This window comes from Micromonospora sp. WMMB482, from assembly GCF_019038635.1.
In the GTDB taxonomy this organism is placed as follows: domain Bacteria; phylum Actinomycetota; class Actinomycetes; order Mycobacteriales; family Micromonosporaceae; genus Micromonospora; species Micromonospora marina.
Genome location: NZ_JAHOPD010000020.1, coordinates 4,025,451 through 4,039,309, shown reverse-complemented (window position 1 = coordinate 4,039,309; position 13,859 = coordinate 4,025,451). Strand labels below are relative to the sequence as shown.

13 protein-coding genes are annotated in these 13,859 nt (G+C 72.4%); all 13 read right to left on the bottom strand.

From position 1 onward, the window contains the following. Positions 1-60: 60 nt before the first annotated feature. The 13 genes from KSK32_RS20205 to KSK32_RS20145 all read right to left on the bottom strand — a co-directional run bounded on the left by KSK32_RS20205 (position 61) and on the right by KSK32_RS20145 (position 13,858). Positions 61-1,125, bottom strand: a complete 1,065-nt coding sequence (locus tag KSK32_RS20205) for a hemolysin family protein (protein ID WP_216932610.1) — start codon at positions 1,123-1,125, stop codon at positions 61-63. Continuing rightward, the gene (locus KSK32_RS20200) at positions 1,122-2,477 is read right to left on the bottom strand and encodes a hemolysin family protein (protein ID WP_216932609.1); all 1,356 of its coding nucleotides are present in this window, start codon (positions 2,475-2,477) and stop codon (positions 1,122-1,124) included. The genes KSK32_RS20205 and KSK32_RS20200 overlap by 4 nt, the downstream gene beginning before the upstream one ends. A 163-nt stretch (positions 2,478-2,640) precedes the next feature. Then, positions 2,641-2,976 (bottom strand): monovalent cation/H(+) antiporter subunit G, encoded by a 336-nt coding sequence (gene mnhG / locus KSK32_RS20195; protein WP_216932608.1) that lies wholly within the window; start codon positions 2,974-2,976, stop codon positions 2,641-2,643. Positions 2,977-3,160: 184 nt separating this feature from the next. Beyond that, positions 3,161-3,424 carry a monovalent cation/H+ antiporter complex subunit F gene (locus KSK32_RS20190; RefSeq protein WP_216932607.1) on the bottom strand — a complete coding sequence of 88 codons (264 nt, stop codon included), beginning with the start codon at positions 3,422-3,424 and terminating at the stop codon, positions 3,161-3,163. 12 nt (positions 3,425-3,436) lie between these two features. Then, positions 3,437-4,069 carry a Na+/H+ antiporter subunit E gene (locus KSK32_RS20185; protein WP_216932606.1) on the bottom strand — a complete coding sequence of 211 codons (633 nt, stop codon included), beginning with the start codon at positions 4,067-4,069 and terminating at the stop codon, positions 3,437-3,439. Then, positions 4,066-5,571 carry a Na+/H+ antiporter subunit D gene (locus KSK32_RS20180; RefSeq protein WP_216932605.1) on the bottom strand — a complete coding sequence of 502 codons (1,506 nt, stop codon included), beginning with the start codon at positions 5,569-5,571 and terminating at the stop codon, positions 4,066-4,068. Before KSK32_RS20180 ends, KSK32_RS20185 begins: the two co-directional genes overlap by 4 nt. Before the next feature lie 55 nt (positions 5,572-5,626). After that, entirely contained in the window at positions 5,627-6,109 is a 483-nt protein-coding gene (locus KSK32_RS20175; protein ID WP_216932604.1) for a Na(+)/H(+) antiporter subunit C, read from the bottom strand. Between the two features lie 55 nt (positions 6,110-6,164). Beyond that, complete coding sequence (locus KSK32_RS20170) at positions 6,165-8,996, bottom strand: Na+/H+ antiporter subunit A (protein WP_216932603.1); 2,832 nt, start codon at positions 8,994-8,996, stop codon at positions 6,165-6,167. A 134-nt stretch (positions 8,997-9,130) separates the two neighbouring features. Continuing rightward, on the bottom strand, positions 9,131-9,757 hold the full coding sequence (locus KSK32_RS34585) for a universal stress protein (RefSeq protein WP_216932602.1): 627 nt from the start codon (positions 9,755-9,757) through the stop codon (positions 9,131-9,133). 90 nt (positions 9,758-9,847) lie between these two features. Further along, positions 9,848-12,562: an HAD-IC family P-type ATPase gene (locus KSK32_RS20160; RefSeq protein WP_216932601.1), complete on the bottom strand. Its 2,715-nt coding sequence runs from the start codon at positions 12,560-12,562 to the stop codon at positions 9,848-9,850. A gap of 264 nt (positions 12,563-12,826) precedes the next feature. After that, complete coding sequence (gene mnhG, locus KSK32_RS20155) at positions 12,827-13,192, bottom strand: monovalent cation/H(+) antiporter subunit G (RefSeq protein WP_216932600.1); 366 nt, start codon at positions 13,190-13,192, stop codon at positions 12,827-12,829. Beyond that, the gene (locus KSK32_RS20150; RefSeq protein ID WP_216932599.1) at positions 13,189-13,446 is read right to left on the bottom strand and encodes a monovalent cation/H+ antiporter complex subunit F; all 258 of its coding nucleotides are present in this window, start codon (positions 13,444-13,446) and stop codon (positions 13,189-13,191) included. Before KSK32_RS20150 ends, mnhG (KSK32_RS20155) begins: the two co-directional genes overlap by 4 nt. A gap of 1 nt (position 13,447) precedes the next feature. Next, on the bottom strand, positions 13,448-13,858 hold the full coding sequence (locus KSK32_RS20145; protein ID WP_216932598.1) for a Na+/H+ antiporter subunit E: 411 nt from the start codon (positions 13,856-13,858) through the stop codon (positions 13,448-13,450). Between the last annotated feature and the right edge of the window lies 1 nt (position 13,859).

Sequence of the window (13,859 nt, the reverse complement as noted above, 5' to 3'; positions counted from 1 at the left end):
ACGGATACCGGCCCGGCGAGGTGGTGTCCCACCCCGCCGGGCCGGTACGGATCACGACGGTCAGCGCATCCGGCGGCCCCGCGGCACCGGGTCGGTCTCGTCGTCGAACTCGCCGATGACCTCCTCCAGGAGGTCCTCCAGCGCGACGAACCCGATCGGCCGGGTCGGCCCGCCACCGTTGCTCACCAGCGCGAGCTGCGCCTGACGCGCCCGCATCGCGGCCACCGCCTCGGTCACCGACGCCTCGGCCGGCAACGTGAAGGCGCTGGTCATCAGCTCTCCGGCGGTCGCCGGGCGGCCGGTGGTGACGGCGCGCACCGCCTCGCGTACGTGCACCAGGCCGCACACCTCGCCACCGGAGTCGACCACTGCGAGCCGGGACCGGCCGCTGTCGCGGGAGACGTGTTCGATCCGCTCGGCGGTCTCGCCCCGGCCCACCGTGACGATCCGGTCGAACGGCTCCATCACCTGCGCGACGGTGGTGCCCTGTAGCTCCAGCATGCTGGTCAGCAGCTGGTGCTGCTCGGCGCCGAGCAGCCCGTGCTCCCGGGACTGCTCCAGCAGGATGCGCAGCTCGTCCGGGCCGTGCACCTGAGCGAGCTGGTCCTGCTGCTGCACCCCGAACAGGCGCAGCATCGCGTTCGCGAGCCCGTTGAGCGCGGACAGCACCGGCCGGGCGATCCGGGCGAACGCCCGGAACGGCAGCGCCAGCAGCACCGCCGAACGCTCCGCGTCGGTGATCGCCCACGACTTCGGGGCCATCTCGCCGACCACCAGGTGCAGGAACGTCACGAGCGACAGCGCGAACACCAGCGCCACCACGTGGCTGACCGCCTCAGGCAGGCCGACCGCGTGCAGCAGCGGGCTGAGCAGGTGCTCAATGGCCGGCTCGGCCAACGCGCCCAGACCCAGCGTGCACAGCGTGATGCCGAGCTGCGCGCCGGCCAGCATCAGGCTCAGCTCGCGGACGCCGTCCAGCGCCGCGCGGGCCGCCCGGCCGCCACCGGCAGCCGCCTGCTCCAGGCGGTACCGCTTGGACGCGACGAGCGCGAACTCGGCGGCCACGAAGAACCCGTTGAGCGCCAGCAGCACCACGGAGAAGAACAACGCGAACCCGGGGCTCATGCGGCACCATCCCCGGACACGCCGGCGGTCGGCCGCAGCCGCACCGAGTCGGCCACGTGCCGGTCCACCGCGAGCACCTCGACCAGCACCCGCAGGCCGTCGGCCGGCCCGTCGCCGTCCGCGACGACCGGGATCTCCAGCCGGTCACCGACCTCGGGCACCCGGCCCAGCTCCCGCATGACCAGACCGGAGAGCGTGTCGTACTCGGGCGCCTCGGGCAGTTCGATGCCGGTGCTGTCGGCGACCTCGTCGATGCGCCAGCGCGCCGGGACCACCCAGGAGCCGTCCTCCTGCCGGGCCGCGGCCCGGTCCGGCGGGTCGTCCTCGTCGCGGATCGGCCCGACCAGCTCCTCGGCCAGGTCCTCCAGCGTGATCACACCGGCGAAGCCGCCGTACTCGTCGACCACGCAGGCGAGCTGCCGGTGCCCGGACCGCAGGCGGTCCAGCACCGTCGGCAGCGGCAGCGTCTCGGGCACCAGCAACGGGGGTACGGCCACCGCGTCGACCCTGGTGGTCGCGCGCTGCGCCGGGGGCACCCCGAGCACGTCGGCGATGCCGACCACGCCGATCAGGTCGTCGACGCCCTCGGCGCCGCGTACCGGGAACCGGGAGTGGCCGGTGTCCAGCAGCTCGACGATCCGGCTGACCGGCTCGTCGGCCCGGACGGTGTGCACGTCGACCCGGGGCACCATCGCCTCCCCGGCGGTCAGCTCCCGGAAGTCCAGACCCCGGTCCAGCAGGTCGGACATCTCGGCGTCGAGATGCCCCTCCTCCCGGGACTCGGCGATGATCTGTTCCAGGTCCTGCGGCGTGGCTCCGCTGGGCAGCTCCTCGATCGGCTCGATGCCGACCCGGCGGAGCAGCCGTACGGCGGCCCGGTCGAACAGCGTGATCAGCGGACCGGCGATCTTCAAATACACCAGGGTGGACCGGGACAGCGCCCGGGCGAGCGGCTCGGCCCGCGCGATGGCCAGGTTCTTCGGGGCCAGCTCACCGAGAACCATCTGCACCACGGTGGCGATGATCAGGGCGAGGGCCACTGACAGCGGCAGCGACACCGAGCTGGACAGCCCGGCCAGGCCGAACAGGTCGGCCAGCCCGGCGCCCAGGTACGGCTCGGCCACGTAACCGACAAGCAGGGCGGTGACGGTGATGCCGAGCTGCGCGCCGGACAGCATGAACGAGAGCCGCCCGGTCACCTCCAGGGCCCGGGCCGCGGCACGATCGCCACCGTCGGCGAGCTGCTTGAGCTTGCCCCGGTCCACGGCGACGTAACCGAACTCCTGGGCCACGAAGTAACCGGTGGCGGCGGTGAGGACGGTGATGAGAAGGAGACCGACGAGGATCAACACGGGAGGTTCAGGGCTCCCGCGGTCGTCGGGAAGGGAATTCGCCGGGTATTACCCGGCCGGCTACTGCTGCCCTCCGGGGCAGGAGAGTCGATCATGCGGCCCATTTTATCGGTACCCGCTGGACGTTCGCTGAGGGTGCCGGGAAGCCTCCCGCCCGTCCGGTTCAGCGTCCGGCCAGCTCGTCGGCGTCCAGCAGCTTCCGGTCGACCCGTCCGGAACGGTACGCGGCCCGGCCGATCATCTGCGCGGCCACCGGCGCGGTGGAGAGCTGGAAGATCGCCACCAGGACCAGCATGCCCAGGTCCGAGGGGGTACGCAGGCGCAGCGCCAGCCCGGCCAGGAGCAGCAGGACGCCGAGCACCTGCGGCTTGGTGGCCGTGTGTATCCGGTCCAGTACGTTCGGGAAGCGAACCAGCCCGATGCCGGCGACCAGGCCGAGCACCGCCCCGGCCAGCAGCAGGAATCCCCCCACCCAGTCCGCAAGGGTGGCCGCACTCATGACGCTGAGCCCTTATTCGTTCGCGACTGCGGGGCTCGCAGGACCGGCTCACTCCTCGCGCTCACGCCGCGCCCCCTTCCGTTCGCGACTGCGGGGCTCGCAGGACGGCTCACTCCTCGCGCTCACGCCGCGCCCCCTTCCGTTCGCGACTGCGGGGCTCGCAGGACCGGCTCACTCCTCGCGCTCACCCTTCGGCCCGGACCGCGAAGCGCACCAGCGACACCGAGCCGATGAAGCCGAGCAGGGAGAGCACCACCAGCACGGGCAGCGTGGTGGCGTGCCGGTTGACAGCGGCCTCCGCCCCCACCCCGGCGAGCATCGCCGTCAGCAGCAGGTCGGCGCCGACGACCCGGTCGAGCAGGGACGGGCCGCGGTAGATGCGGGCCAGGGCGAGCAGCGCGGTGGCCGAGAGCAGCACGGTCAGCGCGACGGCGAGCAGGGCGTTCACAGGTTCCTCCGTTCAGTGGGGTTCGAGGTCGAGCCGGCGTACCTCGTCGGGAGATCCGATGGCGCGGACGATGCGCCGTTCGACGGCGAGTACGCGCTCGCGGCTGCCGGCCACGTCCTCGGGACCGCGCACGTCGAGCACGTGCACGTAGAGCACGCCCCGGGTCCGGTCGACGTCGAGGATCAGTGTGCCCGGCACCACCGAGATCACCTCGGCGGTGAGCGTCAGGTTGAGGTCGGTGCGCACGCGCAACGGCACCGCGATGATCGCGCCGCGCGGGCGGTAGCCGAAGTGCAGCGCCACGGCGGCGACGTGCAGGCTGGCGCTGACCAGCTCGATCACGAAGCTGGCCAGGAACACCAGCAGAGCCCGGGGGCGGAACCGGCCGCCGAAGGTGACCGGCGGCAGTGGGAAGAACAGCAGCACGGCGGTGCCGACCACCAGGCCGGCGGCAAGGTTGCCCCAGGACACGTCGCCCCACAGCAGCATCCACGCGACGACCAGCCAGCCGAGCGCGAGCGCCTGGTCCCGCCGCCGTCCGCCCCGGCCGACTGCCGGCGTCGGCGCGTCCGCGGCGGGCGCGGCCCGGGGTACGCCCGACGGCTCCCCGGGGACGCCCCCGCCCGGGGGTAGGTCGTCGGTCACGGCACGTCCCGGGGCAGGACCGCCCGCACGTACGGGGTGCGCTCGCGCAGGTCGGTGGCCGCATCAGCGGTGACCTGGAACAGCGGCCCGGCCAGCAGCGTGAACAGCACGCCCAGCGCGACCAGGGCGGTGGTCGCGCCGACCATCAGTCCGGGTAGCCGGGCGGGCGGGGTGGCGGTGGCCAGCCGGGGCGCCCGCCAGAACGCGATGTTCCACACCCGGGAGGCCGCGTAGAGCGTGAGCAGGCTGGTCAGCGTGCCGGCCGCGACCAGGACGGCGGGCAGCACGCCGCCGGCCGCCACGCCGGCCTGGAGCAGGCCGAGCTTGCCGAGGAAGCCGGAGAACGGCGGGATGCCGGCGAGGTTCATCGCCGGGACGAAGAAGAGCACGCCGAGCATCGGAGCGATCCGCGCCAGCCCGCCGATGCGGCGCAGGTCGGTGCTGCCCGCGCGTTCCTCGACCAGGCCGGCGACCAGGAACAGCGTGGTCTGGATGGTGATGTGGTGCACCACGTAGAAGATCGCCCCGGACAGGCCGGCGACGCTGCTCAGCGCCACCCCGAAGATCATGTAGCCGATGTGGCTGACGAGCGTGAAGGACAGCAGCCGCTTCAGGTCCGACTGGGCGACCGCGCCGAGGATGCCGACCACCATGGTCAGCCCGGCCACCACCATCAGCAGCGTGGCGACCTGGCCGCCGGGGAACAACAGCGTCTCGGTGCGGATGATCGCGTAGACGCCAACCTTGGTGAGCAGGCCGGCGAAGACCGCGGTGACCGGCGCGGGCGCGGTCGGGTAGCTGTCCGGCAGCCACGCCGACAGCGGGAACACCGCCGCCTTGATCCCGAACGCGAGCAGCAGCGTCAGTTGCAGGGCCAGGCGTACGCCCGACGGCAGCGCATCCAGCCGGCCGGCGAGCTGCGCCATGTTCAGCGTGCCGGTCGCCGCGTACACCAGGCCCACGGCGGACAGGAACAGCAGCGACGACAGGATGCTGACCACCACGTACGTCGATCCGGTCCGCAACCGCACCTCGGTGCCGCCCAGCGTGATCAGCACGAAGCTCGCGGCCAGCAGGATCTCGAAGCCGACGAAGAGGTTGAACAGATCCCCCGCCAGGAAGGCGTTCGTCACGCCCGCGGTCAGCACCAGGTACGTGGGGTGGAAGATGCTCACCGGCGCGGTCTCCCCGGTCTCCGCCCGGCCCTGACCGATCGAGTAGAGCAGCACGCACAGCGTCACCGCCGAGGAGACGAGCACCATCAGCGCCGCCAGCTGGTCCGCCACCAGCACGATGCCCACCGGCGCCGGCCAGCCGCCCACCTGCACCACCACCGGCCCGAACCGGTACGCCTGCACCAGCAGCACCGCCGCCACCACCAGGACGCTGGACAGGCAGAGCACGCTCACCGACCGCTGCAACCGGGGCCGCCCGGACAGCAGGAGGGTGAGTGCCGCGCCGAGCAGCGGCACCACCACCGGCAGCGGCACCAGGGCGCTCACAGCGGGGTCTCCGTTCGCGACTGCGGGGCTCGCAAACCCGGCTCACTCCTCACGCTCACAGGGCCTCCCCGTCCCGGCGCAACCGCCGGCGGGCCGGTTCCGGGTCCACCTGCTCCGGGTCGTCGCCCGGGCCCTCGCCGCCGAGGTCCGCCGTGGACACCTCGTTGCTCTCGGCGAGCCGGACGATCTGCCGGTCCTCCAGGTCGTCCTGCACCTCGTCGTCGCCGCTGATGTACCAGCTCCGGTAGGCGACAGCGAGCAGGAACGCGGTCAACCCGAACGTGATCACCACAGCGGTGAGCACCATGGCCTGCGGCAGCGCATCGCTCATCCCGCCCAGCGGGGTGGAACCCACGAGCGGCGCGGCGCCGGCCCGCCCGCCGAGCAGGATGAGCAGGTTGACGCCGTTGCCGAGCAGGATGATGCCGAGCAGGATCCGGGTCAGGCTGCGTTCCAGCAGCAATGTGACACCGGCGGCGACGAGCACCCCGACCGCCAGCACCAGCACCAGCGTCGGCCCGGCCGCCCCGCGTGTCACTGAGCCACCTCTGTTCGCGACTGCGGGGCTCGCAAACCCGGCTCACTCCTCGCGCTCACGGCGGACTCTCCCGCTGGACGACCAGGCCGCGCCCCGCCTCGCCCGCGGCCTCCACGTGCCGGTCCACCTCGGCGCCCAGGCTGCGCAGGATGTCCAGCACCAGCCCGACCACCACCAGGTAGACGCCGATGTCGAAGAACAGCGACGTGACCAGGTAGAAGTCGCCGACCACCGGCAGCCACAGGTTGACCTTGACGCTCTGGAGCACCTCGCCGGTGAGCGCCAGGCCGAGCACACCGCTGCCCACGGAGATGCCCAGGCCCGCGCCGAGCACCGTGCCGGCACCGACCGGCGCCGCCTCGGCCAGCTCGTACCGGCCGCCGGCCAGGTACCGCAGGGCCAGCGCGAGACCGGCGACGAGCCCGCCGGAGAAGCCACCGCCGGGGGCGTTGTGCCCGGAGAAGAGCAGGAACAGCGAAAAGATCAGCACGGTGTGGAAGATCAGCCGGGTGACCACCTCGAACACGATCGAACGCCGCCGTTCCGGCAGCGTCTGCCCGCCGCGCAACCACACCGTGCGCCGGTCGTCGGCGCGCATCGCAGCCGGGGGACGGCGGGGACGCGGCCCGGTGCGGGAACGCTCGTAGATCAGGCTGGCCACGCCGGTCGCGGTCACCACGAGCACCGAGATCTCCCCCATCGTGTCCCAGGCCCGGATGTCCACCAGCGTCACGTTCACGACGTTGCGGCCGTACCCCTCGGTCGCGGCGAGATCGGGGAACGCCGCGGAGATCGACGGCGCCCGCCGCGCACCGGCCGCGGCCAGCGCCAGACCGGCCATCACCACCCCGGCGGCGATCCCGATGCCGCGCCGCACCCAGCGGCTGCGCCGCAGCGGGCGGGCCGAGAAGCGTTCCGGCAGCCGCCGCAACACCAGCACGAACACCGCGATCGTCGCCGTCTCCACGAGGAACTGGGTGAGCGCCACATCCGGCGCGCCGTAGAGGACGAACATCATCGCGGTGCCGTAGCCGGTCACGCCGACGAGCAGCATCGCGGTGAGCCGGCGGCGCGCCCCGACCGCGAGCAGCGCGGCAACCGCGATCACCACGCAGATCACGAGCTGGGCCGGGTTGTCCCAGGCCGCCAGCTCGACCCGCCAGGGCGCGGTGGCGATCATCGCCCCGCCCGGCACGACCACCAGCGCGAGCAGCACGGTGCCGAGGTACTGCGGCAGCGAGCCGCGCTGGGTGGCGCCGGTGATCTCGATGGCGAGCCGGTCGAAGCCGTGCGTCACCCACTCGTACCCCTGGTTGCCGCTCACGGGAAAGCGCAGCCGGGCCAGCGCGGGGGCCAGCGGGCCGCGGACCAGATGCAGCACCACACCGCCGGCCAGCACGAGGGCGGACAGGCCGAGCGCCGCCGTGGGTCCGTGCCAGAGCGCCAGGTGCTCCTCGACCGGCCCGAACAACTCGGCGTACGGCTCGAACAGGCCGCTCAGCCACCCGGCGGCCGGACCGGCGGCGAGCCCGGCCCCGGCGAGCAGCGCCGGGGGTACGAGCATCGCGGCAGGCGGCCGGGCCGGTGGTGTGTCCGGCACGCCGGGCCGGGCGGCGAACGCGCCCCAGAGGAACCGGATGCTGTACGCGACGGTGAGTGCGCTGCCGACCACCAGCACGATCAGGGCCAGTGGATCATCGGTGAACGCGGCGAGCGCCGCTTCCTTCCCGACGAACCCGAGCAGCGGCGGCACCCCGGCCATCGAAGCGGCGGCCAGCGCGGCGACGGTGGTGAGCACCGGCGCGGCCCGCCCCACCCCGGACAGCTCCCGCAGGTCACGGGTGCCGGCCTCGTGGTCGAGGATGCCGACGACCAGGAACAGCGCCGCCTTGAACAGGGCGTGCGCCGCCAGCATCGTCACGCCGGCCAGCGCCGCCTTCGGGGTGCCCGCGCCGAACACCACGACGAGCAGGCCGAGCTGGCTGACCGTCCCGTACGCCAGCAGCAGCTTCAGGTCGGTCTGCCGTAGCGCCGCCCACCCGCCGATGACGAGTGTGACCAGTCCGGCCACCACGGTGACCGGCCGCCACCCGCCGACCGGGGCGAGCACCGGGCCGAGCAGTCCGACGAGGAAGATGCCGGCCTTCACCATCGCCGCCGCGTGCAGGTACGCGCTCACCGGCGTCGGGGCGGCCATCGCCACCGGCAGCCAGGCGTTGAACGGGAACACCGCCGACTTCGCCAGCGCCCCGGTGAGGATGAGCAGCACCGCGACGGTCAGGTAGCGCCCGCCGGGCAGCGGCGCCGAGGCCACCTCCGACCACCGGTAGCCCCCGGCGTGGTGGCCGAGCAGCAGGAACCCGACGAGCATGGCCAGCCCGCCCAGCGTGGTCACGGTGAGCGCCTGCGCGGCGGCCCACCGGCTGGACCGGCGCTCGGTGCTGTGCCCGATCAGCAGGTAGGAGAAGACGGTGGTCAGTTCCCAGAACACGTAGAGCAGCAGCAGGTTGTCGGAGACGACGAGGCCGAGCATCGCCCCGGCGAAGGCGACCATGACGGCGGCGAACCGGGTCAGCCCGGTGGACCCCGGCCGGAAGTAGCGGGCGGAGTAGACCAGCACCAGCGCGCCGACGCCGCCGACGAGCAACAGCATCAGCCAGGACAGCGTCGTGACCCGCAGCGCCACGTCGAGCTGGAGCTGCGAGATCCAGGGGTACGTCTCGACCACCTCGCCGCCGTCACGTACCGCACCGGTGTGGGCCGCCGCCCAGACCGCTGTGGCGGCCGGGGCGAGCGCGAGCAGCAGGCAGGCGCGCGGACCCCACCGGCGGACGAGCAACGGGGCGAGCAGTGCCGCCACCAGGTGCACGATCAGCAGGACGAGCACGCGTACTCCCGGTCGAGGTGACAGCGCGCGGGGGGCACGCTGCGGGTACGACCGATCAGACGCCACTTCCCCACCCAGCCGGGCCGTTTTCCACAAAACCCACCCCGCACGGCGGTCATCCGGCCCCGTCCCGCTCAGCGGTCCGGGAGGCTGCCCAGCAGCAGCGCCCGGGAGGAACGGCGGGTGAGTTCCTCCGCCACGCTGCCCAGCAGCCGGTCCCGGATCCCGTGGCCGTGCCGGCCGACCACCAGGAGGTCGACGTCGTGCGCCTCCGCCACCGCCAGCAACGCGTCCACCGGATGCCCCCGCACCATCTCGACGGTCGGCGTCGGCAGGCCCGAGGGCAGGGCCTCAGCCCGCTCCTCGAGAAGCCGGCGGGCTTCCCGTGACTCGGCCGCCTGGTCCTCGCCTACCGAGTCCGGGCTGGTCACGGTGACCAGGACCAGATGACTGGCGGTGTGGCTGAGCGTCCGGGCGACTGCGCGCAACGCGCGGTCGGACTCGGCGGATCCGTCCACGCCTATCGCGACGCGCAGTCCACTGCCCTCCCGGGACGAGGGCCGGTGCACCACGTCGATCACCGCCGGCCGGGCGCGGCCCCGTTCCACCGCGATCGGGATGAACAGCGGACCGAGCAGCCCGCCCACGAGATACCACGAGAGGTGTGGATGGCCGCCCCGGATCACGAACCAGCCCGCGGTGAGCAGGCCGACAGTCAGCCACAGGACGGCCACCAGGAGCACCCACCACCAGGGGGTCACGGTCGGCTCCGGGCCGGTGACGATGACGGAGTCATGTCCGCTACTACCCGGGTCGCCGGCGGCTAGGCCATCTGACCACCGCCGGCCGGGTCACACCAGATGCCGCCGTAGCCGCTTGTCCACCGCCACCACCAGCGCGGCGGCGGCACTGACCGCCAGGATTCGCAGCCACGCCCCACCTGACAGCGGCGCCGTGCCGAAGATCCGGTTCATGACGGGCACGTAGGTGATGGCGAGTTGGCCCGCCGCCTGCGCCAGGACGCCGAGCAGGATCCACCGGTTGGACATCAGCCCGGTGCGCCAGACCGGCTGGCTGAGCGATCGGCAGCTGAACAGGTAGAAGATCTCCACCACGACGAACAGGTTGAGCGCGGCCGTACGCGCCTCGGCGACCGGCTGCCCGGTCTGTTGCTCCCAATGGAAGATCCACGAGGAGCCGGCCACGAGGAGCGCCGCCACCAGGAACACCCGCACGATCAGGGGGCGGGTCAGCAGAGGGCGGGCGGGATCACGGGGCGGCCGCCGCATGAGGCCCGCCTCCTTCGGCTCGAAGGCGAGCATCAGGCCGAGGAGCACGGCGGTGGTCATGTTGATCCACAGGATCTGAGTCGGCAGCAGCGGCAGCGTGGCCCCGAGCACGATCGCCACGAGTACCACCAGGCCCTCGCCGAGGTTCGTCGGCAACGTCCAGACCAGGAACTTGGTCAGGTTGTCGAACACGCCGCGGCCTTCCTCCACCGCGGCCTCGATGGTGGCGAAGTCGTCGTCCGTGAGCACCATGTCGGCGGCTTCCTTGGCCACCTCGGTGCCGGACCGGGCCATCGCGACGCCGATGTCGGCCTGCCTCAGGGCAGGAGCGTCATTGACGCCGTCACCGGTCACCGCCACCACGTGCCCGCGCCCCTGGAGCGCCTCGACCAACCGCAGCTTCTGCTCCGGTGAGACCCGTGCGAACACGGCGGTCTCCTCGACCACCTCCGCGAACCGGCCGTCCGGCAGATCGCGCAGTTCCGCCCCGGTCAGCACCCGGCCGCGCTGGTCCGTCCCGAGCACCTTGAGCTGGGTGGCGATGGCTGAGGCGGTCGCCGCATGGTCGCCAGTGATCATCTTGACTCGGATGCCCGCTGAGTGACACGCCTCGACGGCCGAGGCGGCGGCGGCCCGAGGCGGGTCGAGCATGGCCTGCAGGCCGGTGAACACCAGAGTGCCCGGCAACTCGTCCTCGACGAACGCGCGCGTGACGCCGGGCGGACGCTCGGCGGTGGCCAGCACTCGCAGGCCCCGACCGGCCAGGTCCTCCGCCGCCCGCAGGATCCGCTTGTCGTCGAGCGGGTCAAGCGACCCGTCGGCGCGCATCGCGGCGTCGGACATGGCCACGATCCGTTCGACACTCCCCTTGACCAACCCGAGCGGGCGACCCGTGTCGCGATCGTGGTGCAGAGTGGCCATGTACTGCCGTTCCGAACTGAAGGGAATCGTCTCGGACCGCGGATACCGCCGGACGACGTCGTCATGACCGAGTCCGCCCTTGGTGGCGACCACGAGCATCGCGGCTTCGGTGGGATCCCCGGTCAGCACCCATTCGCCGTCCCTGCGGGCGAGGCGGGCGTCGTTGCAGGCGGCACCCGCGAGCAGACAGCGTTCCAGGGACTTGCTCGTGGTCGCCGTGACCCTCCTCCGCTCCTGGTCGGTCATCTCGCCGTCCGGCGCGTATCCGGAGCCGGTGACCGCGTACTCGCCGTCGAGTGTCCAGACGGCACGTACCGTCATCTGGTTCTCGGTCAGGGTGCCGGTCTTGTCCGAACAGACCACCGTGGTGCTGCCGAGCGTCTCGATGGCGGGCAGTCGACGGATCACAGCACGGCGTCGAGCCATCCGGGTCACCCCGATGGCCAGCGTGATGGTGACCGCCGCGGGCAGACCTTCCGGAATGGCGCCCACTGCGAGGGCGACCGCCGCGGTGAACGTCTCGACGGGCTCCTGACCCCGCAGCGTCCCCACGCCGAAGGTGGCCGCCGACAGCAGGAGGATGGAGGTGGTGAGCACCTTGCTGAACCACCCCAGTTTGCGGGTCAACGGTGTGGCCAGGGTCTCCGCCGAACCCACAAGCCGATGGATCTGTCCGAGTTCGGTGCGGGCGCCGGTGGCGACCACGATGCCTCTGCCACCGCCGGCCGTGACCAGCGTGCCGGAGTAGGCCATGTTGCGGCGGTCGGACACCGGCGTCACGTCCGGCAGTTCCGCCTCGTCCTTGCTCACCGGGACGGATTCACCGGTCAACGCGGACTCGTCCACCCGCAGCCCGTCCGAGTGCACGACCCGGAGATCCGCCGGAACCTTGCCGCCCGGCTCCAACTCGACGAGGTCGCCGGGCACGAGTTCCTCGGAGCCGACCGACCGGGTCTCGCCGTCGCGGATCACCCGCGCCCCGGTGCGCACCATCGACCGGAGGCTGTCCAGCGCCGCTTCGGCCCGCGACTCCTGGACGAACCCCACGGTGGCGTTGATGAGCACCACCCCGAAGATCACAGCGGAGTCGACGTACTCCCGCAACGCGGCGGTGACCGCGGTCGCCGCGAGCAGCACGTAGATCAGGGGATGATGGAACTGCCCCAGGATCCGGCGCAGGACTCCGGGCCCGCCCGCGGTCGGCAGCACGTTGGGTCCGTAACGGTCGCGGCGACGGGCGGCCTCGTCACCGCCGAGCCCTCGCTGCGGGTCGGTCTGGAGGAGGAGCACCACCTCGTGGGCCGACATCTCGTGGTGCGCCCCATCGCGCGGATCGGCCGTACCCTTCGAGTCCATCGGTCACCCCCGACCCCGACGCGGACCCGCCCGCCCAGACGTCGCCACGGACTCGGCATCCGAAGTATAGGCAGGTCAGCCGCGGCAGAACCGGGAATCTGAACACCGTGCACCCGGTTCGCCGGACCACGTTCGGCTCTGTTCACCGTGCCGGCCGGCACGCCACGTGGTGTCCGGAGGCGACCGGATCTCCGTACTCCCGGCCGGTCGGCGGACCGCTCACCCGAAGGCGACCAGCGACGGTGACGGCGGGCGATGCGACTGTCACGAGGCTTCCGGCTCTCCGGACGACGACGGCGGAGTCGGCCCACGGGCGCCGAGGTCGTCGCTCCGGGTGACCGGCGCGAGCGGCGTTCCCGCCCGGTAGGCGGCGCGGCCGAGAGCGTAGCCGCCGAGCGGGGCGGTGAACAGCTGCAGTCCGACGGCGAGCAGCATCACGGCGCCGGTTCGCAGGCTCGGCATGAGCAGCAGGACGCCCAGCAGCACGCCCACCGCCCCGAGGCTGGCCGCCTTGGCGATCGCGTTCATCCGGTTGTAGGCGTCGGGCAACCGGACGAGTCCGACGGCGCTCACGACGACCAGGCCCACCCCACCGAGGAGCAGGACCGATGCCAGCACCTGGCGGATCACGACCGGCCCCGGTCGAGGAGCCGGGCCAGCGAGACCGTCGCCAGGAAACCGACCAGAGTGCCGACGAGGACCAGATCCAGGATGGCGGGAATGTCGAGCCGGGCGGCGAGAACCGCGACGGAGGCGAGGACGTGGACGAAGGCGAGATCGAGCGCCGTGGCCCGGTCGGCGTCGGACGGGCCGATCACCAGCCGGCCGATGACCAGGATCATCGACAGTGCGAGTGCGATGAGCACGATGTCCAGGAGAAGCACGTCAACCTCGGTCGTTGTCTCCGGCCGGGCCGGATCGTCGCCCGTCGGCGGTGGCGGGGCGCAGAGCGGACAACAGCCGGTCCTCCAGAGCGGCGAGCCGGAGACGGAACGCCGTCTCGTCGTGAACGTGCATGCCGTGCACGAACATCGCCGGCGCGGACCGGTCGATCGCGAGCGGCAGGGTGCCCGGCGTCAGACCGACGAAGAGCACCATCCACACGATCTCATCGTCGGTTCTCGCCCGTAGCGGGATCCGGACAATCGCCGGACACAGCCCGGAACCGGGCGTCACGATCTCCCGCACGACCACGAAGTTCGCCTGCACCAACTGGACAGCGAAGTACCCGGCGAAGCGCATGATTCGGAGGGTCCGCCGTAGCAGCCGCGACGGCAGGTCAGTCCCGCGCCTCATC